20 protein-coding genes are annotated in these 21,631 nt (G+C 71.2%); 12 read left to right on the top strand and 8 right to left on the bottom strand.

The genetic code is table 11. The features are described 5' to 3' along the window. Nucleotides 1-6: 6 nt before the first annotated feature. Together AB0A69_RS01990 and AB0A69_RS01985 are read left to right on the top strand one after the other, a co-directional pair. The gene (locus AB0A69_RS01990) at nt 7-1,086 is read left to right on the top strand and encodes a LacI family DNA-binding transcriptional regulator (RefSeq protein ID WP_361414300.1); all 1,080 of its coding nucleotides are present in this window, start codon (nt 7-9) and stop codon (nt 1,084-1,086) included. 36 nt (nt 1,087-1,122) lie between these two features. Further along, nucleotides 1,123-2,046: a phosphatase PAP2 family protein gene (locus tag AB0A69_RS01985; RefSeq protein WP_361414298.1), complete on the top strand. Its 924-nt coding sequence runs from the start codon at nt 1,123-1,125 to the stop codon at nt 2,044-2,046. Here AB0A69_RS01985 and AB0A69_RS01980 read toward each other — a convergent pair. Then, nucleotides 2,031-5,012 carry a bifunctional [glutamine synthetase] adenylyltransferase/[glutamine synthetase]-adenylyl-L-tyrosine phosphorylase gene (locus AB0A69_RS01980; RefSeq protein ID WP_361414296.1) on the bottom strand — a complete coding sequence of 994 codons (2,982 nt, stop codon included), beginning with the start codon at nt 5,010-5,012 and terminating at the stop codon, nt 2,031-2,033. The two genes, AB0A69_RS01985 and AB0A69_RS01980, sit on opposite strands and share 16 nt — an antisense overlap. A 192-nt stretch (nt 5,013-5,204) precedes the next feature. Between AB0A69_RS01980 and AB0A69_RS01975 the strand changes: the two genes are divergently transcribed. Together AB0A69_RS01975 and AB0A69_RS01970 are read left to right on the top strand one after the other, a co-directional pair. After that, nucleotides 5,205-7,226 carry a PIG-L family deacetylase gene (locus AB0A69_RS01975; RefSeq protein WP_361414294.1) on the top strand — a complete coding sequence of 674 codons (2,022 nt, stop codon included), beginning with the start codon at nt 5,205-5,207 and terminating at the stop codon, nt 7,224-7,226. Between the two features lie 48 nt (nt 7,227-7,274). Next, a complete protein-coding gene (locus AB0A69_RS01970; protein ID WP_361414292.1) occupies nt 7,275-7,706 on the top strand; it encodes a VOC family protein in 432 nt (143 codons plus the stop codon). A 15-nt stretch (nt 7,707-7,721) separates the two neighbouring features. Here the strand turns inward: AB0A69_RS01970 and AB0A69_RS01965 are convergent, their stop codons facing one another. From AB0A69_RS01965 to AB0A69_RS01945, 5 genes are all read right to left on the bottom strand, one after another. Next, nucleotides 7,722-8,240, bottom strand: a complete 519-nt coding sequence (locus tag AB0A69_RS01965) for a DinB family protein (protein WP_361414290.1) — start codon at nt 8,238-8,240, stop codon at nt 7,722-7,724. A 149-nt stretch (nt 8,241-8,389) separates the two neighbouring features. Further along, nucleotides 8,390-9,568, bottom strand: a complete 1,179-nt coding sequence (locus AB0A69_RS01960) for a GDSL-type esterase/lipase family protein (RefSeq protein WP_361414288.1) — start codon at nt 9,566-9,568, stop codon at nt 8,390-8,392. Between the two features lie 68 nt (nt 9,569-9,636). Further along, entirely contained in the window at nt 9,637-10,206 is a 570-nt protein-coding gene (locus AB0A69_RS01955) for a WHG domain-containing protein (RefSeq protein WP_361415153.1), read from the bottom strand. A 1,030-nt stretch (nt 10,207-11,236) separates the two neighbouring features. Further along, complete coding sequence (locus tag AB0A69_RS01950; RefSeq protein ID WP_361414286.1) at nt 11,237-12,373, bottom strand: TIR domain-containing protein; 1,137 nt, start codon at nt 12,371-12,373, stop codon at nt 11,237-11,239. A 371-nt stretch (nt 12,374-12,744) separates the two neighbouring features. Beyond that, entirely contained in the window at nt 12,745-13,212 is a 468-nt protein-coding gene (locus tag AB0A69_RS01945; RefSeq protein ID WP_361414284.1) for an NUDIX domain-containing protein, read from the bottom strand. An 18-nt stretch (nt 13,213-13,230) separates the two neighbouring features. On the opposite strand from AB0A69_RS01945, the gene AB0A69_RS01940 reads away from it, so the two are divergent. Then, nucleotides 13,231-14,010 carry a GntR family transcriptional regulator gene (locus AB0A69_RS01940; protein ID WP_361414282.1) on the top strand — a complete coding sequence of 260 codons (780 nt, stop codon included), beginning with the start codon at nt 13,231-13,233 and terminating at the stop codon, nt 14,008-14,010. Between the two features lie 143 nt (nt 14,011-14,153). Here the strand turns inward: AB0A69_RS01940 and AB0A69_RS01935 are convergent, their stop codons facing one another. Then, nucleotides 14,154-14,333, bottom strand: coding sequence for a hypothetical protein (locus AB0A69_RS01935; protein WP_361414280.1), 180 nt, complete (start codon nt 14,331-14,333; stop codon nt 14,154-14,156). Nucleotides 14,334-14,449: 116 nt separating this feature from the next. Between AB0A69_RS01935 and AB0A69_RS01930 the strand changes: the two genes are divergently transcribed. Further along, entirely contained in the window at nt 14,450-14,668 is a 219-nt protein-coding gene (locus AB0A69_RS01930) for a hypothetical protein (protein ID WP_361414278.1), read from the top strand. Between the two features lie 125 nt (nt 14,669-14,793). Here the strand turns inward: AB0A69_RS01930 and AB0A69_RS01925 are convergent, their stop codons facing one another. Then, nucleotides 14,794-16,155, bottom strand: coding sequence for a glutamine synthetase family protein (locus AB0A69_RS01925; RefSeq protein ID WP_361414276.1), 1,362 nt, complete (start codon nt 16,153-16,155; stop codon nt 14,794-14,796). 121 nt (nt 16,156-16,276) lie between these two features. On the opposite strand from AB0A69_RS01925, the gene AB0A69_RS01920 reads away from it, so the two are divergent. The 6 genes from AB0A69_RS01920 (at nt 16,277) to AB0A69_RS01895 (ending at nt 21,616) form a co-directional block, all read left to right on the top strand. Then, a complete protein-coding gene (locus AB0A69_RS01920) occupies nt 16,277-17,386 on the top strand; it encodes a PP2C family protein-serine/threonine phosphatase (RefSeq protein ID WP_361414274.1) in 1,110 nt (369 codons plus the stop codon). Between the two features lie 26 nt (nt 17,387-17,412). Next, nucleotides 17,413-17,778 carry a hypothetical protein gene (locus tag AB0A69_RS01915; RefSeq protein ID WP_361414272.1) on the top strand — a complete coding sequence of 122 codons (366 nt, stop codon included), beginning with the start codon at nt 17,413-17,415 and terminating at the stop codon, nt 17,776-17,778. A 70-nt stretch (nt 17,779-17,848) separates the two neighbouring features. Beyond that, a complete protein-coding gene (locus AB0A69_RS01910) occupies nt 17,849-18,502 on the top strand; it encodes a DUF3105 domain-containing protein (RefSeq protein ID WP_361414270.1) in 654 nt (217 codons plus the stop codon). 2 nt (nt 18,503-18,504) lie between these two features. Beyond that, a complete protein-coding gene (locus tag AB0A69_RS01905; protein ID WP_361415151.1) occupies nt 18,505-19,191 on the top strand; it encodes a DUF305 domain-containing protein in 687 nt (228 codons plus the stop codon). A gap of 131 nt (nt 19,192-19,322) precedes the next feature. Beyond that, nucleotides 19,323-19,739 (top strand): CBS domain-containing protein, encoded by a 417-nt coding sequence (locus AB0A69_RS01900; RefSeq protein ID WP_361414268.1) that lies wholly within the window; start codon nt 19,323-19,325, stop codon nt 19,737-19,739. Nucleotides 19,740-19,858: 119 nt separating this feature from the next. After that, a complete protein-coding gene (locus AB0A69_RS01895) occupies nt 19,859-21,616 on the top strand; it encodes an NAD+ synthase (RefSeq protein ID WP_361414266.1) in 1,758 nt (585 codons plus the stop codon). The last annotated feature ends 15 nt before the right edge of the window (nt 21,617-21,631 follow it).

The raw sequence follows: 21,631 nt of genomic DNA, 5'->3' as shown, positions 1-21,631 counted from the left end.
CATCCTATGACCGCGCGGCTAGCCGACATCGCAGCCCAGGCGGGGGTCAGCGAAGCCACAGTCAGCCGCGTGCTCAACGGCAAGCCGGGTGTGGCCGCGGCCACCCGCCAGTCCGTGCTGGCCGCCCTCGACGTCCTCGGCTACGAACGGCCCGTGCGGCTGCGGCAGCGCAGCGCCGGGCTCGTCGGGCTCATAACGCCCGAGCTGGAGAACCCGATCTTCCCGGCCCTCGCCCAGGTCATCGGCCAGGCCCTGACCCGCCAGGGCTACACCCCCGTCCTCGCCACCCAGACGCCCGGCGGCTCCACCGAGGACGAGCTCACCGAGATGCTCGTCGAGCGCGGCGTCTCCGGCATCATCTTCGTCTCCGGTCTGCACGCCGACACCACCGCCGACATGACGCGCTACGACCAGCTGCGCGGCAAGGGCGTCCCGTACGTCCTGATCAACGGTTTCTCGCCCAAGGTGCAGGCCCCCTTCGTCTCCCCCGACGACCGGGCCGCGATGCAGCTCGCCGTCACCCACCTCGCCTCCCTCGGGCACACCCGGATCGGCCTCGCCGTCGGGCCGAAGCGCTTCGTCCCCGTCGTCCGCAAGATCGAGGGCTTCCGGCGCGGCATGCGCGAGCGGCTCGGGCTCTCCCCGGAGGAGACGGAGGAGCTCATCCAGCACTCCCTCTACACCCTGGAGGGCGGCCAGGCCGCCGCGACCGCGCTCATCGAGCGCGGCTGCACCGCCGTCGTCTGCGCCAGCGACATGATGGCGCTCGGCGCCATCCGCGCGGCGCGCCAGCGAGGCCTGCACGTTCCCCGTGACATCTCCGTCGTCGGCTTCGACGACTCCCCCCTCATAGCGTTCACGGACCCGCCCCTGACCACCATCCGCCAGCCCGTGCAGGCGATGGGCCAGGCGGCGGTCCGCGCGCTGCTGGAGGAGGTCGGCGGCACCCCCGCCCCGCACAGCGAGTTCGTCTTCATGCCCGAGCTCGTCGTCCGGGGCTCCACGGCCTCCGGACCCCAAGGCCGGCGGGGGGCGGACCGGCGCGGCGACGGCAGCGATGGCAGCGAGGACCCGGCTGACGGATGATCGACGCAGTGGACATATCTGGCACACTCTTGGCCCATGGGTGACACAACAGTGAGAACAATGGAAGGCCGCACGACGGCCCCCTCATCACCCATCGAGGAGCAGCGCCCCCAGGCCGCGCCCCCGCGCCGGACCCCCCTGGAGCGCCTGCGGGCCCCCCGTCGCCCCCGTATCTGGTTCGAGATCCTGCTGATCGCGGTCAGTTACGGCACGTACTCGGTGATCCGCAACGCCGTACCGGAGCAGAAGGCCCAGGCGCTGCGCAACGCCGACTGGATCTGGCGGGCCGAGCAGGCGCTCGGCATAGCGGTCGAGAAGACCGTGAACCACGCCGTCGACTCCGTGACGTGGCTCATCGTGGGCATGAACTACTACTACGCCACGCTCCACTTCATCGTGACGATCGGCGTCCTGGTCTGGCTCTACCGCTGGCACCCGGGGCGGTACGCCGCCACCCGCCTGGTGCTGTTCTCCACCACCGGTGTCGCCCTGCTCGGCTACTACCTGTATCCGCTGGCGCCGCCGCGGCTGATGACCAGCGAGAGGTTCATCGACACGGTCCTGGTGCACCAGACCTGGGGGTCGATGGCCTCCGGCGACCTGAAGCAGATGTCGAACCAGTACGCCGCGATGCCGTCGATGCACATCGGCTGGTCGCTCTGGTGCGGGCTGACCATCTACGCCCTGGCCCGGGCGCCCTGGGCGCGGATCCTCGGCTTCCTCTACCCCGTCGCCACGCTGGTGGTCATCGTCGCCACCGCCAACCACTTCTGGCTGGACGCGGTCGGCGGCCTGATCTGCCTCGCCTTCGGGTACGCGCTCGCGTCCGTCTGGTACGGCAGCGTGCCGCACCGCCTGCCCCGGTACGTGGCCGTGACCGGTGGCGCGGTCCCCCAGGCCGCGGCCCCCCAAGCCGCGGAACCGCTGGCTTCGGCGCCGCGGGCTCAGGCGGCTCCGTAGAACAGCTCCTCCACCACGGCCCGCGCGCGGCGCGTCGTACGGCGGTAGTCCTCGACCATCTCGCCGACGTGCCCGGGGCCGTACCCGAGGTAGCGGGCGACGGCCGCCAGTTCGCGCCCGTCCGAGGGGAAGGTGTCGCCGGCCCGGCCGCGGACCAGCATCACGCCGTTGCGGACCCGGGTGGCGAGCACCCATGCCTCGTCCAGCGTCCGGGCGTCGTGCTCGTCGAGGAGGCCCGCCTCGCGCGCGGCGGCCAGCGCCTGCCGCGTGCGGGTGGTGCGCAGGGCGGGCACCTCGCGCGCGTGCCGCATCTGGAGCAGCTGCACGGTCCACTCCACGTCGGACAGGCCGCCGCGCCCCAGCTTGGTGTGGAGGGTGGGGTCGGCGCCGCGCGGTAGCCGCTCGGTCTCCATCCGCGCCTTGAGCCGGCGGATCTCGCGCACGGCGCCCTCGTCCAGCCCGCCCGCCGGGTAGCGCAGCGGGTCGACCAGCTCGATGAACCGGCGGCCGAGCTCCGGGTCGCCCGCCATCGGCTCCGCCCGCAGCAGCGCCTGGCTCTCCCAGCCGAGCGACCAGCGGCGGTAGTACGCCTCGTACGACTTGAGCGTGCGCACCAGCGGGCCGCTCTTGCCCTCGGGGCGCAGGTCGGCGTCGATCAGCAGCGGCGGGTCGGCGGTCGGCAGCTGGAGCAGCCGCCGCATCTCCGCGACCACGGCGTTCGCCGCGCGGGCCGCCTCCTGCTCGTCGACGCCCTCGCGCGGCTCGTGCACGAACAGCACGTCGGCGTCGGAGCCGTACCCCAGCTCGTGCCCGCCGAAGCGGCCCATGCCGATGACGGCGAACTTCGTCGGCAGGGTCTCGCCCCACTGCTCGCGCACGGCGGCGCGCAGGGCCCCGGCGAGGGTCGCGGCGTTCAGGTCGGTGACCGCGTCGCCGACCCGGTCGACCAGCACCCCCGGATCGACCTCGGCGGGCCGGTCCTCCGTGCCGTACGAGTCGACGATGTCGGCGGCGGCGGTACGGAACAGCTCCCGGCGCCGTACGCCACGGGCCACGGCGACGGCCTGCTCGGCGGTGTCGGCGCGGCCCACCGCCGCGAGGATCTCCGGCTCCAGGTGATCGCGGCGGCGCGGCTTCAGCCCCTCCGGCGCGCCCAGGATGGCCACCGCCTCCGGGGCCCGCAGCAGCAGGTCGGGCGCCAGCCGCCCCGCCGACAGCACCCGCGCGAGGTTCTCCGCCGCCGCGCCCTCGTCGCGCAGCAGCCGCAGGTACCACGGTGTCTTGCCCAGCGCGTCGGACACCTTGCGGAAGCCGAGCAGCCCCGCGTCCGGGTCCGCCGAGTCCGCGAACCACCCCAGCAGCACGGGCAGCAGCGTCCGCTGGATCGCCGCCTTCCGGGTGACCCCGGACGACAGCGCCTCCAGGTGGCGCAGGGCCGCGACGGGATCGGCGTACCCGAGCGCCTCCAGCCGCTGCCCGGCCGCCTTGGCGCTCAGCCGCGTCTCACCGGGCGCGAGCTGGGCGACGGCGTCCAGCAGCGGCCGGTAGAACAGCTTCTCGTGCAGCCGCCGCACCACGGCGGCGTGCCGCTTCCACTCCCGGTTCAGCTCCGCCACCGGGTCGGTCCGCATCCCCATCGACCGCCCGAGCCGCCGCTGGTCCTCCTCGCCCTCCGGCACCAGATGGGTCCGGCGCAGCCGGTACAGCTGGATGCGGTGCTCCATGGCGCGCAGGAAGCGGTACGCCTCGTCCATCTGCGCCGCGTCCACCCGTCCGACGTACCCGCCGGCCGCCAGCGCCTTCAGGGCCTCCAGGGTCGTACCGCTGCGCAGCGTGGCGTCGCTGCGCCCGTGCACCAGCTGCAGCAGCTGCACCGCGAACTCGACGTCCCGCAGGCCGCCGGGGCCGAGCTTCAGTTCCCGGTCGACCTGGGCGACCGGGATGTTGTCGACCACGCGGCGCCGCATCTTCTGGACGTCGGCGACGAAGTTCTCCCGCTCGGCGGCCTGCCACACCAGCGGCGAGACGGCGTCGATGTACGCCTCCCCCAGCTCGGCGTCGCCCGCCACCGGGCGCGCCTTGAGCAGGGCCTGGAACTCCCAGGTCTTCGCCCAGCGCTGGTAGTACGCGAGGTGGCTCGACAGGGTCCGCACCAGCGGGCCGTTGCGCCCCTCGGGCCGGAGGTTGGCGTCCACCGGCCAGATGGCGCCCTCGACGGTCGTCTCGGAGCAGATGCGCATGAGGTGCGAGGCGAGCCGCGTGGCGGCCTGGAGGGCCTTGCCCTCGTCGCCGCCGTCCGCCGTCTCCCCGACGAAGATCACGTCGACGTCGGAGACGTAGTTGAGCTCGTTCCCGCCGCACTTGCCCATCGCGATGACGGCGAGCCGGCACGCGGCGGCGTCCTCGGGCGCGGCGGCCTCGGCGATGGCGAGCGCCCGGCGCAGGGTGGCCGTGGCGAGGTCGGCGAGCTCGGCGGCGGTCTCGGCCACGTCGATGGTGCCGCACACGTCGCGCGCGGCGATGGCCAGCAGGCACCTGCGGTAGGCCACCCGCAGCGCCACGGGGTCGTCGGCCCCGGCGAGCCCGCGCTCGAACTCCGCGACCCCGGGGTGCAGGTCGGCCGCCTCGTACGTGACGAGCGCCCGCCAGTCCTGCGGGTGCCGCGCCAGGTGGTCGCCGAGCGCCTCGGACGCCCCCAGCACCCCGAGCAGCCGGTCCCGCAGCGGCTTGGCCCCGACCAGCGTCGCCAGCAGTTGCCCGTCCTCCTGCGCCTCGGCGAGCCGTACGAGCCCGCGCAGCGCGAGGTCGGGATCGGCGGTGGCGCCCAGCGCGTCCAGGAGCACCGGGTTCTCGCACACGGCCGCGAGCACCGGCAGCTCCAGCAGCCGCCCGGCGGCGGAGGGGTCGGTGAACCCGTGCCGCAGCAGCCGCGTGAAGGTACTGCTCCTGCGCCCCGGCGCCGTCATGGGTCTCCCTCCACCGCGAGTAAGGGTCGCCGCCGAGCCTATCGGCCCGGGCTGGCGGGGACATGAACGCACCTGGCTTCCGGTCGGCGGCCACGTGACCGACCGCACACCGGCCCCAATGAACCCGATCACGGCAAACGCGCTCTTCTCCACCGGTTCGCCCCATCCTCCGCGTAACGGAAGCCCTCGCCCATGCCCCGCCGCCCCGCCGGTCGCCCCGCCCGCCGCCGTCTGTTCCTCGCCGCGCCCGTCGCCGTGCTCGCCGCCATCACCGGCGGAACGCTCGCGTTCACCGCCGGGTCCTCGGGCGCGTCCGACTGGCCGAGCCGGGGTGTGCCGGAGGCGCACGCGGTGAAGCCGGTGCGGACGGCCGGGGAGTCGGTGGTGCAGATCATGGCCCACCCGGACGACGACCTGTTCTTCATGAACCCGGACACCGGCCACTCCCTCGCCACCGGCCGGAGCCTGACGTCCGTCTACCTCACGGCCGGCGAGTCGGACGGCCGCAACGCCCGCCACCAGGACCCGCGCCCGCCCGCGGACAAGGCGGCGTACGCCGAGGCGCGCCAGAACGGCATCCGCGCCGCGTACGCCGAGATGGCGACCGGCAACCGCACGAGCCCGTGGGACCGCACCTCCATACGCACGGCCGGCGGCGGCCTCGCGGAGCTGGACACGCTGCGCGCCAAGCCGCACGTCAGCCTCGTCTGGCTCCAGCTGCGCGAGGCGGGCAGCATCACCGGCGACCGCCCGCACAGCCTGCACGGCCTGTGGGACGGCCGGATCGAGGAGCTGGAGTCGCAGCTGGCGGCCGGTTCCCCGGTGCGGGAGGAGTTCTCGTACAGCAAGGAGGAGACGGTCGAGACCCTCGCCGCCCTCCTCGACCGCTTCCGCCCCACCTTCGTGCGGATGATGGACCCGACGCCCGGCCACAACGACCGGACGGGCAAGCTCTCGGACCACCAGGACCACATGTACGGCGCGCGTTTCGCGCAGGCGGCCCTGGCCCGGTACGCGGACTCCCCGGGCCACCCGCCGTTCGCCGTGCAGAACTACCTGGGGTACTCGACCGGCGGCCTGCCGCACGCGCTCGACCCGGCGACGACCGAGGCGAAGCTGCGCTCGCTGAGGACGTACGCGTGGACGGACCACACCGACTACTGCGAGGACCCGGCCGGCTGCGGCGACCGCAAGGTGGCCGCGCGGCCGGCCGGACACGGCTGGGCGCAGTCGATCCGCTACACGCGCTCGGAGTCGACGACGTGGGTACAGCAGGGGCCCCGGCCCGGTGAGCTGTACGCGTTCGGCGTCCTCGACGGCCGTCTCGCGGTCTGGCACCGGACGGCCACGGCGGAGTGGACGGGCCCGGTGCTCCACGCGGGCGCGGGGCTGGACGGCGGCGTGACGTCCGTCCGGCTCCCGGACGGGCGGATCGCGGTGTTCGGCACGCGTACGGACCTGGGCGGCGAGCGCCCGGAGGCGTACCGCCGTGACGTGGTGACCGCCGTGCAGACGGCACCGGGCGGCGCCTTCGGGCCGTGGCGTTCCCTGGGTACGCCGGACCCGGACGACGCCGCGGGCACGTCGGACATCAGCGTCCCGGCGGTGCTGGTGGACCGGGAAGGCCGGGCGGCGGTGTACGTACGGGACGCGGGCCACGGCCTGAGCGTGACGTCGCAGCGGCCGGACGGGTGGACGCCGTGGCGTTCCGCGGGCGGGAAGGGCGTGCACGGCAACCCGGTGGCGGTGCACGACGCGACGGGCCGCGGCTACGTCTTCGCGGGTACGGCCACGACGGTCCTGACCTGGACGCAGGCGGCCCCCGGCGCCCCGGTGACGGGCCCGGCGGCGACCGGGCTGCCGCCGACCACGGTGGCGCTGAGCGCCACGCCGGACGGTGCCGACGGCGTACGGCTCTGGTTCCGCGAGCCGGACTCGGGCGCGGTGCGCTCGGCCCGCGTCGCGGCGGGCGGCGACGTGACGGTGCTCGGCGCCGGGGCCGGGGGCCGCGGCGGCTACGGCGCGGTGGCGGCGTCCGGCGACGGGCTGGCCCTGCGCGGGCGCGGCGGCGCGCTGTGGACGGCCCCGCTCGACGCGGCGGGCCGTCCCGCGCCCGGCTCCGGTCTCTTCGCGGGCGCCCCTGCGGCGTCCCCGTACGGCTTCGCGGCCCTCGGTCTGGACGGCCGGCTGCGCTGGACGCCCTGGGAGCGGTGAGGCCCGGGTCCTTGCCCGGGCCGACGGCGGCCAGTACGGTCCCGGTGCATGAACTGGACCCTCGAAGTCGTCCTCGTCCCGGTCACCGACCTGGACCGGGCCAAGGACTTCTACGGCACGAAGTGCGGCTTCAAGGTGGACCTGGACTCGGAGGTGGCCCCGGGGGTCCGCATCATCCAGGTGACGCCTCCCGGCTCCCGCTGCTCGATCACGCTCCAGAGCGGCATGCCCCTCGCGCCGGGTGAGCGGGCCATGGCCCCGGGGTCCCTCCAGGGCCTCCAGCTGTGCGTCACGGACATCGACGCGGCCCGCGCGGAGCTGGTCTCGCGCGGAGTGGAGGTGAGCCCGGTCCAGCACCTGGGCCCGGAGGGGTGGACGGAGGGCAAGGGCGAGACCTGGAACGCCTTCATGTTCTTCAAGGACCCGGACGGCAACGGCTGGACGGTCCAGGAGGCCCCGTCGGAGCTGTCGGAGCGCTAGTTCCGCGCGCCGGGGTCAGTAGTAGCCCTTCTGCCCGTCCAGCAACTCCCGCATCGCGTCCAGGTGCCCGGCGTGCCGTGCGGTCTCCTCCACCATGTGGATGAGCATCCACCGCAGGCTCGCCCGCCCGGACCGGGAGTGGCGTCCCGTCTCCTCCAGGGCGTGGGCCGCCACGATCTCGTTGGAGACCTCGCACTGCCGCTCGTACTCCTCCAGGAGCCGCGCGAGCGGCACGCCCTCGACCTTCATGTCGAGGTCCTCTTCGCTCTCGTCGAACTGCGGGTTCCCGTCGGCCGGTTCGCCGAGGAACAGCACCTTGAACCAGGCGTGTTCCACCCACCGCAGGTGCGACACGACACCGGCCACGGTCATGAGCGGCGAATGCGGCAGCACGGCCCGGTGCGCGTCCGCCTCGGCGAGACCCTCGCACTTCCAGCGGACGATGGCGCGCTGCGTGTCGAGCCACCCGACGAGCTGGGTCCGCTCGTCGGCGTCGAAGGGGGGCCGTACGGGACGTACAGGAGAAGAGGTCATGGGCGCGCACGCTAGCCAAGCCGGGCGTGCGCGCGCACCGGGTTTTCGCTTACGGCACCGGCGGGTTGGCGCGCGTGAGCGCCCGACGTCAGGCGCCCGGTACGGGGAGCCGGCCATCACGCTCTCCCCGCCGGCCACGGGTATCCGGGTCAGCCAGTCGTGAGGGCGAAGGGCCCGTTGTTCGCGAAGACGAGCCTGGCGAAGTTCTCGCCGATGCGGCGGTGTCCTTCGGGGCCGGGGTGGAGCCCGTCCGGCAGGGGGAACTCGTCGTGGTCGCTCGCGCCGTAGAGGTCGAGTCCGTCGAGGTAGTGCAGGTGGGGGTCCTCGGCGGACCGCTGCTTGACGATGTCGGCCAGGACGTCGCGGACGATCGTGAGCGTCAGCCGTCCGGCGGCGGTCTCGGCCGGATCACCGGTGGCCTTGAACTTCAGGGTTCCACTGGAGAGGTCCGGCATGAGAGGTCCGGGGGTGTTCTCGTGGGTCGGACACAGGACAGGGGAGACCAGGAGCAAGGGGATCGTGGGGTGGCCCTCGCGGATGGTGTCGAGGAAGCCGTGGACGGCGGGGGCGAAGGCGCGCAGGCGCATGGCGTCGCTGTTGACGACGTTGATGCCGAACTTGAGGCTGATCAGGTCGGCATGGGTGTCGCGTATCGCGCGGGCGGTGAACGGGTCGACCAGTGCACTGCCGCCGAATCCGAGGTTGATCAGCTCCACATCGCCTGCGGAGGCGGCCAGCGCGGGCCAGATGGTGCTGGGGAAGACGGCGTTGGATCCGTGGCTGATGGAGCTGCCGTGATGCAGCCACACCCGGCGACCGCTCTTCTGGGCCGGCTCGACGGGGGCGTCGGTGCGCAGGGCGATGACCTCGGTGATCTCCGTGTGCGGGAGCCAGATCTCGATGTCCTTCTCGCCGGAGGGGAGGTCGGTGAAGTGGGCGGTGCCGGCGGGGCCCGGGGTGAACTCCGCGGTCTGGGTCCGCATGTCGGTGATGGTGCGCAGGTTCCCGCCGTCCACGGTGGCCTGGGCGGTGAGGCGGCCGTCGACCAGGAGGTCGTAGACGCCGTCCGGCGGGGGCGGGTAGCCCCGGTAGACGCGTTTGGTCGGCAGGGTGTCCAGGCGGATGGTGGTGGCGCTCGTACGGAAGGCCAGCCGGACACCGGAGGGTTGAGCCTCGGCCACGGCCAGCAGGGCGTCGGGGATCTGGCGGCGCGCCCAGGCGGGCAGCCGGTGCGGCAGCAGGCCGTGGGCGGTCTCCTCCACGTCGAGGTGTCCGTGCAGGAAGTCGGCGGTGACGGGGGTGGTGATCAGGTGCTGTTCGGTGCTCATTGCCTCAAGCCTGGGGCGGGGTGTCGGGTGAGTCGGCGTGGAGAAGCTGTCGCGGGTGACGCGACCGGTCAGGTGGTGGACCGGCTCCGCAATGCGGCGTCGAGGCGGTCCAAGGTCCAGGCCCAGGACTGCTGCGCGGAGATCTCGGTGTGGTCGAAGCCGCCGGCTGCCTCCAGGGAGGCATAGCCGTGGAAGACGCTGCCCAGCATGCGGACCGCGTGCGTCTGGTCCGGCTCATCCAGCTCGTAGCCGCGCAGGATCGCCCGAGTCATCTGCGCGTGCCGGACGCCGGCGCTGGCCGCGGCGGTCTGCGGGTCGAGCCGGTACCGCGCCGCTTCGTATCGGCCGGGGTGCGCTCGGGCGTAGTCCCGGTAGGCGTTCGCGAAGGCCGTCAGGGCGTCCTTGCCCGCGCGCCCGGCCACGGCGTCGGCGACCCGGTCGGCGAGTTCCTCCAGCGCGAACAGCGCGATCCGGGTCTTGAGGTCGTGGGAGTTCTTCACATGCGCGTACAGGCTCGCCTGCTTCACGCCGAAACGCCGGGCGAGCGCGGACAGGGTCACCTGGTCGAAACCGGCCTCATCGGCGAGTTCCGCACCAGCGAGCGTCAGCCGCTCCGGGCTCAGTCCCGCGCGAACCACAACCATCACCTACTCTCAGCCCCGTCTATAGCCAGAAGCAATCTACCTATAGCCTATAGCAAACGATGCATAGCCTGAAGGTTTGGCACACTCTGCCGAAGGGGGGCCGGTGGGGTAGGTGCCGGCGACCGCGCAGGAGCCCGAGCGGCACGGCGAGCCGGTCACGGCTGCAGGATCAAAGAGACCGGCCACGCCTACGAGACCACCACCTGCTCGTGGCGCGGCTGGCGCAGCTGCGCGAGCAGCAGGCCGTACGCACGAGCAGGCCGCAGAGCCGTCGATTCCACGCCGGACGGCCCACAGGCGGCCCAGGGCCGTTGAGACAGCTCCGGGTCAGCGGCTGAGTGCCGCTGACCCGGATTGCCGTTGCTGCGGGGCACTGCGCCTGACCTGTGCCTACAGCACCGGCAGGTTCCTCCGCAGCTCGAAGGCCGTCACCTCGGAGCGGTACTCCTCCCCATCCTGCTTCTTGTTGCGGAGGAACTGACGACCCGCCGAAGCGACCTGCGACCCAACCGGCTGACCTCTGACCTGGTGCGTGCCACACCGCTACATAGCGGTCGGCGCAGCGACTTTGACCGGGAGCCCTAACCCCTGAAACGGTAGAGATCCTGGTCTCTCCAGGACCCCTGGTCTGTAGGCGCTCGGCAGAATTCGAACCTGCGACCTTCTGATCCGTAGCTCTAGCCGGATGGGTCAGCGACGGTCATACCGGCCGCGCCGAGACCACGGAGAGCCGTTGGTAGACGGGGTCGGTTAGTGGGGTTGCGGTACTGCGCTGCTGTACAGCCACAACTGACGACCGTCGACCGCGACCTGCGGCCGTCTAATCGATCAACGTTCTGACCTGCTGCCGAGCTGTCGGCAGTTGTCGACGTTGGTCACCATTGAGCGCCCTTCCACGGCCCGAGGACGGCCCGGGAGGGCGCTCTTGCGTGAGCACCGCCCTAGGAGTTCCATCTATGGATCCTTGAGGACTGGCCAGTTGGGGATCTCAACACGTGGCGTGCCCGCCCTGTGTCACGTCCTGCTACTGATGGTCATCGCCACCAAGATCGACATCATCGGCCATGCGACTCCACTCGTTGATGATTGTCTGGCTGTCAATGACTTTCTGAACTGCGGCCTGAATGCTCCTGAATTGCGGCCGGAGTCGGCGGCTTCCTTGTGTGGCGCCTTCGATGCTGTTCGAGAATTCCTGGAGCTGACTGGTTGTTGTAGCGGTGATGCCCGCCAATTCCTTGATCTCCTTGAAGAATACGCGAGCAGCCTCCCGATCTTCGGGAGAAATATCTTCCTCCGATGCGCGCCGGATGATGCCAATCACTCCGGGGTCGATAGCCGCCAGCTCGCTCCAATATTTCGACCCGAGGGCATCGACCTTCTCCACTGGCTCGGCAAGTCGCGTGGCTAGTTCCTCCGTTACGCGCATGCGACCGGCGAATCCACCACCTCTAGCGTCGGATGCTGCGAATTCCGCTGCCGCCCAGCTCGACTCTTCGCCGATGCTGGCGATGCTCTCCGAGAACTGTTGGACGGTTTCGTACCAGGCGGGGAGGGCCTCCTCCATTTCCGCCATGATCTCAATGAATCCGGGCGGTTCTTCCTCGGCCTGATTCAGTGGAGCAAGCTCGATGGGTAGGGCGGGAGGTGCTGTGTTGATGATGTCTGCAAGTCGCCGAGCAAGATCATGGACGGCTTTTCGATACGCCGGAGAATCTTCGTCCTCCAGGCGGAGTTCGCGCCAATCCACCCACTGCCGCCTTGAGATCAGCTCCACAACCTCGTCGGCTGGGTGCTCCTCGGCATCTTGCGTCAGTTGAGGAACATTGACGTAGTGGATGGGCAGCAGAAGCTCGTCCAGGCCGAGGCTGGCAGCGTGCCCCGCGAATGTGATGACTTCGCGCCTACATTCCTGGCTCATCAGGAACTTGGGTGTCACGATCGGGATGAGGAAGGTAGTGCCGGTGAGTGCGGAGTCCAGCCGCATTCTCCAGGCGTCGCCCCACTCGATTGCTTTCTTGTCGAGGAAGATTTCGAGGGGTTCGCCTGTAATGATCTCGAACGCATTGGCGATGCGTTCGGACAGTCGCACGATGCGGCCGCCGTCCAAATGATCATCGCGATGGGTGTAGCTCCAGAACCCAACGGGCTGTGCGTTAGTCATGCTACGAAAGGTTAGCGAGGCGCGTGACAGATCACTCCGGGTTTCGTAAAACGCGGTCGCGGAGTGGCTTTGGGCTGGAGCTGCTTTGGGGCGAGTGATCATGGCCCCGTAAGCTGATGGCGAGTCGGGCAGTCAGTGGACCTGCCCGTAAAGCACGACGTTGGGGCCATGATCTTGGAGGCTCGCCCCAAAGTGGCTGCCTAAAGCCGTGGAGCCGACCGCCCCAGCCACAGAGGGGTTTCTCGCCTTCGCCCGCATGCACGCAGCGCGCCGCCGGGCGCGGCCAGCCGGGGCGAAGACAGGAGGAAGCCGCGCCGCAGAGGCGGCGCGCGCCCGCGCCGTGCGCGGGCCTTGATGAAGTAGGGAAAGTTCTACCGCGCTTGGAGCAGGTGGCGTCCGTCGTGGCTGCGGACGTGCGGGCCTTCCCCGTCCAGGGCGTCCAGCAGCCGGACCGCGTAGACCTCGGACATCCGCTCGGCGACTTCTGCGGGCGTGAGCCAGTCGACTGCCAGCGCCTCTGCCGACGTGCGTTCCGAGCCCCCAGAGGGCTTGCAGCGGAACACCAGGGCGACGATGCCCCGAGCCGTGTTCTTGTAGACGCCGGTCAGCTCGTCGACCTCGACGCGGATGCCGGTCTCTTCCCAGACCTCGCGGGCGACGCCTTCCTCCGGCGACTCCGCCAGCTCCAGCACTCCGCCCGGCAGCTCCCAAGTCCCGTTGTCCGCGCGCCGGATCGCCAGCAGTCGTCCGTCCTCACGGACCACCGCCCCCGCGACGGACACGGAGTGCAGCGGCGTTGACTTGTCCTGCTGGGAACCCGTACTCATGTACAGGAGCATAGGAGGAAGAGAAGGACTATGGGAACAGCAGTAGGAGGTGGCAAGGCCGTACCCCGATACCTACAGATCGCTGACGAGATCGTTCAGCAGATCCGGGCAGGCGTCCTGAAGCCTGGTGACATGGTGCCGAGCGAGTCCGAGCTGGTGGACCGCTACGGCGTCTCCGGCGGAACGATCCGCAAGGCCATGGTGGAGGTCCGGGCCAGTGGGCTCGTCGAGACACGTCACGGCAAGGGCTCGATCGTCAAGGACCGGCCGCCCGTACGTCTACGGTCTTCGGATCGCTTCCGGGCCTCCCATCGACGGGGCGGCAAGGCCGCGTACCTCGCCGAGTCCGAGCAGGCCGGGGCGACCGCCAAGGTGAGCGTCCTCTACATCGGTCCCATGGAGGCCCCCGAGGACATCGCCGAGCGACTCGGCGTTGCGGCCGGCACTCAGGTCCTCGCGCGGCGGCGCCTCTACTTCCGCAACGGCACCCCGGTCGAGACCGCCTCGTCGTACCTCCCATGGGACGTCGTGAAGGACATCCCCGAGTTGTTCGCCGAGAACCCCGGTCCCGGCGGCATCTACGCCCGGCTCGAAGACCACGGCCACACCTTCGCCGAGTTCGTCGAGACGCTCACGGCCCGGTCGGCGGCCAAGGCCGAAGCCTCGGAGCTGGCGTTGAGCCCTGGTGCCCCCGTCGTCCACCTGGTCCGCGACGCGGTCACGACCGCGGGTCGTGTGGTGGAGGTCTGCGACACGCTCATGGCCGCTGACCAGTTCGTCTTCCAGTACCGGATCCCGGCCACCGACTAACGCCCGTTCAACGCCTCGCAGCCCGCCGCGATTTCTTCTTCGCGGCGGGTTGACTCATGTATAGGAGTGCTGCACTCTTCTGCATGTCACTCATGTACATTAGTGAAGGAGCTCAGCACTTCTAGAGGAGTGATCTCTGTGCGTCAGATTCCCGTGGACATGACCGGCACGACCGACGTACGGATGACACTGCGGGTGTCACGCGACTCCGGCCGCACATGGAGCCCCTTGACGGAGGTGCGCGTGGGGAAGAAGCCGATGATCCCGGACGGCCGCAGCTTTCCGCCGTGCACCTGCCGCAGATGCGCGCCGCAGAGCGCCATCGACGCTCTCCGGGCGATGTCGTGATGCGTTGCGCGCAGTGGCGTCGGCTGCCACTGGACCTCGCGCGGGAAGCACAGGCGAAGTCGACCGCAGAATGCCTCGACCGTGCCCTGCAATGCAGCTACCCGCACATGAAGCCGGTGAGCACTACGGCCTTCTCGACGACCTCGAGTACGGCACCGCGCTCTGGCTCCGCTGGGACGAGGCCGACGTGGAACTGGTCGTACTGCCGGACTGCCCGGCGGTCGGACCGGACCCCGACCGGGAGGGCTGCTGCCTGTTCGCCGGCCACGCCGAACAGCACACCTGGCAAGAAACGCACCCTGTGGAGTAGGGCCCATGCAGCGGCTGATCGCGAGTCCGGGCAGCGGCAAGACCCGTCGAGACGGCTTCGGGCCAGTGGCTGAGTGCCACTGGCCCGAGTTGTCGTTACCGCTCGCTACCGCGGGTGACCTGCGCTTACAGCACGGGCAGGTTCTTCCGCAGTTCGAAGGCCGTGACCTCGCTGCGGTACTCCTCCCACTCCTGCTTCTTGTTGCGGAGGAAGAAGTCGAAGACGTGCTCGCCGAGCGTCTCGGCGACCAGTTCGCTGCGCTCCATCAGGGAGATCGCCTCGCCGAGGTTCTGCGGGAGCGGCTCGATGCCCATCGCGCGGCGTTCGGCGTCGGAGAGGGCCCAGACGTCGTCGTCGGCGCCGGGGCCGAGTTCGTAGTTCTCCTCGATGCCCTTGAGGCCGGCCGCGAGGAGGACCGCGTACGCCAGGTAGGGGTTGGCGCCGGAGTCGACGGAGCGGACCTCGACGCGGGAGGAGCCGGTCTTGCCGGGCTTGTACATGGGGACGCGGATCAGGGCGGAGCGGTTGTTGTGGCCCCAGCAGATGTAGGAGGGGGCCTCGCCGCCGGAGCCGGCGGTGCGGGCCGAGCCGCCCCAGATGCGCTTGTAGGAGTTGACCCACTGGTTGGTGACGGCCGAGATCTCCGCCGCGTGGCGCAGCAGGCCCGCGATGAAGGAACGTCCCACCTTGGAGAGCTGGTACTCGGCGCCGGACTCGTAGAAGGCGTTGCGGTCGCCCTCGAAGAGGGAGAGGTGGGTGTGCATGCCAGAGCCGGGGTATTCGGAGAACGGCTTCGGCATGAAGGTGGCCTGGACGCCCTGCTCCAGCGCGACCTGCTTCATGACCAGGCGGAACGTCATGATGTTGTCGGCGGTCGACAGCGCGTCCGCGTACCGCAGGTCGATCTCCTGCTGGCCCGGGGCGCCCTCGTGGTGGCTGAACTCGACGGAGATGCCCATCGATTCGAGCATGGTGATCGCCTGGCGGCGGAAGTCCATGCCGACGTTCTGCGGGGTGTGGTCGAAGTAGCCGGAGTTGTCGGCGGGGACCGGCTTGCTGCCGTCCAGCGGCTTGTCCTTCAGCAGGAAGAACTCGATCTCGGGGTGGGTGTAGAAGGTGAACCCGAGGTCGGACGTCTTGGCGAGGATGCGCTTGAGGACGTAGCGGGGGTCGGCGAAGGAGGGCGAGCCGTCGGGCATGAGGATGTCGCAGAACATCCGGGCGGTGCCGGGCGCCTCGGCGCGCCACGGGATGATCTGGAACGTGCCCGGGTCCGGCTTGGCGATCATGTCGGACTCGTACACCCGGGCGAAGCCCTCGATGGCCGAGCCGTCGAAGCCGATCCCCTCATCGAAGGCCTGTTCGAGTTCGGCGGGGGCGACGGCGACCGACTTCAGGAAGCCCAGCACGTCCGTGAACCACAGGCGCACGAACCGGATGTCGCGCTCCTCGAGCGTGCGGAGCACAAATTCCTGCTGCTTGTCCATTTCCAACACCCATCCTCGCTGATCAGGCCAGCATGCCACCACACGGTTTCGTGCACGTTGCGAACCCATACTGCCTGCCGGGCTGTGGCGTACGTAACGGTGGCCTCGCAGACTGGGCCTTATGGACCGTGGCGCACAGGAGCTGCCCGGCACCCGCGTGCCGGACTGGCTGCGGCTGCTGCCGTGGCTGGCGCTGCTCCTCCTGGTGGTCGTCCAGCTGACCACCCCCGCCACCGTCCAGCTCGGCTTCGCGTTCGCCGTCGTGCCGCCGCTGACGTCACTGGTGTACGGGATGCTCGGCACGGCCCTGGTCTCCGGCACGCTCTTCGGGCTGCTGCTCATGCCCGCCATCCGGGCCGACGACGTCACCCAGGGGGACCTGCTGGCGTTCTCGCTCATCGGCGCGGTCAGCGTGCTCCTGGCGTGGCTGCGGGCGCGCCGGGACGCCCAGCTGGTCTCGGTCCGGACGGTCGCGGAGGCCGCGCAGCTCGCGGTGCTGCCCCCGCTGCCGGAGCGCGTCGGACCGGTGCGGTGCGGGGCGCTGTACCGGGCCGCCGAGCGCGGCACGCTCGTCGGCGGCGACCTGTACGACGTCCAGGACGGGCCGTACGGCGTGCGGGCCGTCGTCGCCGACGTCCAGGGGCACGGGCTCGCGGCCGTCGCGACGGTGGCGGCGCTGCTCGGCACCTTCCGGGAGGCGGTGCTCGACGAACCGGAGCTCGGCGGGGTGGCGACCCGGCTGGACCGGCGGCTGGTGGTCGACGCGGCGGGGCGCGAGGGCGCGGAGGCGGAGGTCTTCGCCACCGCCGTACTGCTGGAGTTCGCGCCCCCTGGGGCGGACGGGGCGGCGGGGGTCGTACGGGTGCTCAGCTGCGGGCACCCGGCGCCGCTGCTGGTGAGCGGCGAGGGGGCGCGGGAGGTGGCCGTGGAGCCGGGGTCGCCGCTGGGCCTGGGGCTCGCGGAGTACCGGCCGCCGCCCGTGGCGACCGTGGCGCTGCGTCCGACGGACGTCCTCCTCGCGCACACCGACGGCGTGACGGAGGCGCGCGACGCGACGGGGGCCTTCTACCCGCTGGTCTCGCGCGTCCCGCGCCACGTGGGCCCGCCGGTGGAGCTGGTGCGCGAGGTGTGGCGGGACCTGTCCGCGTACGCGGGCGTCATCGCCGACGACGTGGCGCTGCTGGCGCTGAGCGCGCCGGACGCGAGCGGGACGGCGGCCGTGGCCCCGTAGGCGTACGGCCGTTAACATCAGCGCCCATGGGGGGCCTGGGGCTCATACGCGTCGCGCGTCCCATGGTGCTGGTGAGCGCCGTGGTGACGCTGCTCGCCGCGCTCTTCGTCTGTCTGGGCGGGGGCGACCGCCCCGGGGCCGGGCAGGACGAGCCCCGCCGGATCACGCTCGCCGCCGTCGCCACCGAGTACACCTGCCCGTACGACCACGGCGACTGCGCCCTCTTCCCCCACCTCACCCCCGCCGTCCTCACCGCCCCGCCGCTCGATCCGCCGCGGCAGCCCGACGGGCTCGCGTGGCTCACCCAGGCGTACGCCGTCGACCGGCCGGAGCGGATCGGAGTGCGGGCGCGTGCCCCGGATCTCCATGTCCTTCAGGTGCTGCGGACCTAAGCCGCGTCCGCGGGACCCGCATACCCATCAGCGATCACCGATCACACCCCTCACGAAGGACATCGACATCATGGCTGCCAACCGCAACACCTCCAGCGCCGACCGCCGCGCCCGAATAGAGGAGATGCGCCGTGCCGAGAAGGCGCGCGAGCGCCGCAACCGCATCCTCACCATCACCCTGAGCACGGTGGTGGTCGCGGGCCTCGTCGGCTTCGGCGTGTACGTGCTCAACGAGGAGAAGGAGCAGAAGCGGCAGGAGGAGGCCGTGGCCAAGGCGCCCATCAAGGACGAGAAGTCCTGGGACGCGAAGAAGCTCGGCCGCAACCACCCCACCACGCCGGTCTCGTACCCGATGAAGCCGCCGGTCGGCGGCGACCACCACCCGGTGTGGCAGAACTGCGACGGCGACGTCTACAAGAAGCCGGTCCGCAACGAGAACGCCGTCCACTCGCTGGAGCACGGCGCGGTGTGGGTGACGTACAACGACAAGGCGCCCGCCGCCGACGTGAAGAAGCTGGAGGAGAAGGTCGGCAAGACCCCCTACACGCTGATGAGCCCGGTCAAGGACCAGGCCGGGGCGATCATGCTGAGCGCCTGGGGCAAGCAGGTCACCGTGGACGGGGCCGATGACCCGCGCGTGGACCAGTTCCTCACGAAGTACGTGAAGGGCCCGCAGACCCCCGAGCCGGGCGCCGCGTGCACGGGCGGAGTGGGCGCGCAGTGAGGCTGACCCGTACGCACCTGGCCGCCGCCGTGGCGATCGTGCTCGCGCTGCTCTTCGCCGGGGTGGCGACGGTCGCCACGGCGGGCGGCAAGGGCGGCGAGGAGGAGGCCCGGACCCCGGCGGCGGACTCGGCGGACGCCGGGTTCGCGCGGGACATGTCGGACCACCACCAGCAGGCGGTGGAGATGTCGTTCATCGTGCGGGACCGCACGGCGGACGAGGAGGTGCGCCGCCTGGCGTACGACATCGCCAACACCCAGGCCAACCAGCGCGGCATGATGATGGGCTGGCTCGACCTGTGGGAGCTGCCGAAGGTGGCCATGGACCAGGAGCCGATGGCCTGGATGGGCACGCCGTCCCACGGTTCGTCGCACAGCCCGTCCCACGGCTCGTCGCACGGTTCGGTCCACGGCTCCTCCCCCGGTGCCCAGGGGCTCATGCCCGGCATGGCGACCAAGGCGGAGCTCGACCGGCTGCGGGCCGCGAGCGGCAAGGAGGCGGAGGTCCTGTACCTCCAGCTGATGATCGACCACCACAAGGGCGGTGTGCACATGGCGCAGGGATGCGTCGACAAGTGCGAGGTGGGGGTCGAGCAGCGGCTGGCCCAGGGCATGGTCGACGCGCAGGAGTCGGAGGTCCGGCTGATGACCGACATGCTGGCGAAGCGCGGGGCGAAGCCGCGCGGCTGACCCTCGTCGGCGGCGCCCCCGTGCCCCCGTGACGGCCCACAGCGGTCGCGGGGGCACGGGGGCCGGACGAGAATGGGAAGCGCTCGGGGACGTACGGCCTTATGACCCTGCATTACGGAGGTACGCACCCCATGACCACCGCCAAGGACATCATGCACCCCGGCGCACGTTGGCTTCCCCAGCACGAGACCCTCGACCGCGCCGCGCAGCTGATGCGCGACGAGAACGTGGGCGCGCTGCCCATCGCGGACGAGAACGAGCGCCTCTGCGGCATCCTCACCGACCGCGACATCGTCGTCGGCTGTGTGGCCGAGGGCCGCGACCCGGCACGGGTGACGGCGGGCGACATGGCGAAGGGCACGCCGCGCTGGATCGACGCCAACGCGGACGTGAGCGAGGTCCTCACGATGATGAAGGACCACCAGATCCGTCGGCTTCCGGTCATCGAGAACAAGCGCCTGGTCGGCATGATCAGCGAGGCCGACCTCGCCCGGCACCTGTCGGACCGCCAGGTGGCCGAGTTCGCGGAGCGGGTCTACGCGCCGTAGCACGCGCACGCACGCACAGGAGGGGCACGGCCGGCCGGCCGTGCCCCTCCGCCGTGTCCGGGCGGACGCGGGCGGGTCGGCACAGGACATTGCGTCGCTTTGACGATTAGACTGGTCGCGTGCCTCAACTACGCCTCGCCCTCAATCAGATCGACTCGACGGTCGGCGATCTCACGGCCAACGCCGAGGCCGTCGTCCACTGGACCCGGCACGCCGCCGAGCAGGGGGCGCACCTCGTCGCGTTCCCGGAGATGGTGCTGACCGGCTACCCCGTCGAGGACCTCGCCCTGCGGTCGTCCTTCGTGGAGGCCTCCCGCGGCGCGCTGCGGGCGCTCGCCCGGCGGCTGGCCGACGAAGAGTTCGGGGAGCTGCCGGTCGTCGTCGGGTACCTGGACCGGGCGGAGAAGGCCCAGCCCCGGTACGGCCAGCCGGCCGGGGCGCCGCAGAACGCCGGGGCCGTGCTGTACGGCGGTGAGGTCGTGCTGTCGTTCGCCAAGCACCACCTGCCCAACTACGGCGTCTTCGACGAGTTCCGGTACTTCGTGCCGGGCGACACCATGCCGGTCGTGCGCGTCCACGGCGTGGACGTCGCGCTGGCGATCTGCGAGGACCTGTGGCAGGACGGCGGGCGCGTCCCGGCCGCCCGCAGCGCGCACGCGGGGCTGCTGATCTCGATCAACGCCTCGCCGTACGAGCAGAACAAGGACGACGTCCGGCTGGACCTCGTGCGCAAGCGCGCCCAGGAGGCCGGCTGCACGCTGGCGTACCTGGCGATGATCGGCGGCCAGGACGAGCTCGTCTTCGACGGCGACTCGATCGTCGTGGACCGGGACGGCGAGGTCGTCGCGCGGGCGCCGCAGTTCGCCGAGGGCAGCGTGATCCTGGACCTGGACCTGCCGGCCGCCGCCGCGGACGCGCCGGAGGGCGTGGTCGACGACGGGCTGCGCATCGACCGGGTGGTGCTGTCGGAGGAGCCGCTGCCGGCGTACGAGCCGGAGCTGACGGGCGGGTACGCGGAGCGCCTCGACGACGACGAGGAGGTGTACACCGCGCTGGTCGTGGGCCTGCGGGCGTACGCCGCGAAGAACGGTTTCCGCTCCGTGCTGGTCGGCCTGTCCGGCGGCATCGACTCCGCGCTCGTCGCGGCGATCGCGTGCGACGCGCTGGGCGCGCCGAACGTGTACGGCGTGTCGATGCCGTCCAAGTACAGCTCCGAGCACTCCAAGGACGACGCGGCCGAGCTGGCCCGCCGCACCGGGCTGAACTTCCGCACCGTGCCGATCGAGCCGATGTTCGACGCGTACATGGGGTCCCTGGGGCTGACGGGCCTCGCGGAGGAGAACCTCCAGTCGCGGCTGCGCGGCACGCTGCTGATGGCGCTCTCCAACCAGGAGGGCCACATCGTGCTGGCGCCCGGCAACAAGTCCGAGCTGGCGGTCGGGTACTCGACGCTGTACGGCGACTCGGTCGGCGCGTACGGGCCGATCAAGGACGTGTACAAGACGGCGGTCTTCCGGCTGGCGCGCTGGCGCAACCGGGCGGCGGAGGAGCGCGGGCAGACGCCGCCGATCCCGGAGAACTCCCTCACCAAGCCCCCGAGCGCCGAGCTGCGCCCCGGCCAGGTCGACACGGACTCCCTGCCCGACTACGACGTGCTGGACCGGATCCTGGAGCTGTACGTCGACCGCGACCGGGGCAAGGACGCCATCGTCGCGGCCGGTTTCGACGAGGAGCTGGTGACGCGGACGCTGCGGCTGGTGGACGTCGCCGAGTACAAGCGGCGCCAGTACCCGCCGGGCACCAAGATCTCGGCCAAGGGCTTCGGCAAGGACCGGCGCCTGCCGATCACCAACCGCTGGCGCGAGACGACGGCGTAGCGGACGGGCGGGCCC

This window comes from Streptomyces sp. NPDC045431, assembly GCF_040646655.1.
Taxonomy (GTDB): domain Bacteria; phylum Actinomycetota; class Actinomycetes; order Streptomycetales; family Streptomycetaceae; genus Streptomyces.
This window is presented reverse-complemented; position numbering and strand designations above follow the sequence as displayed.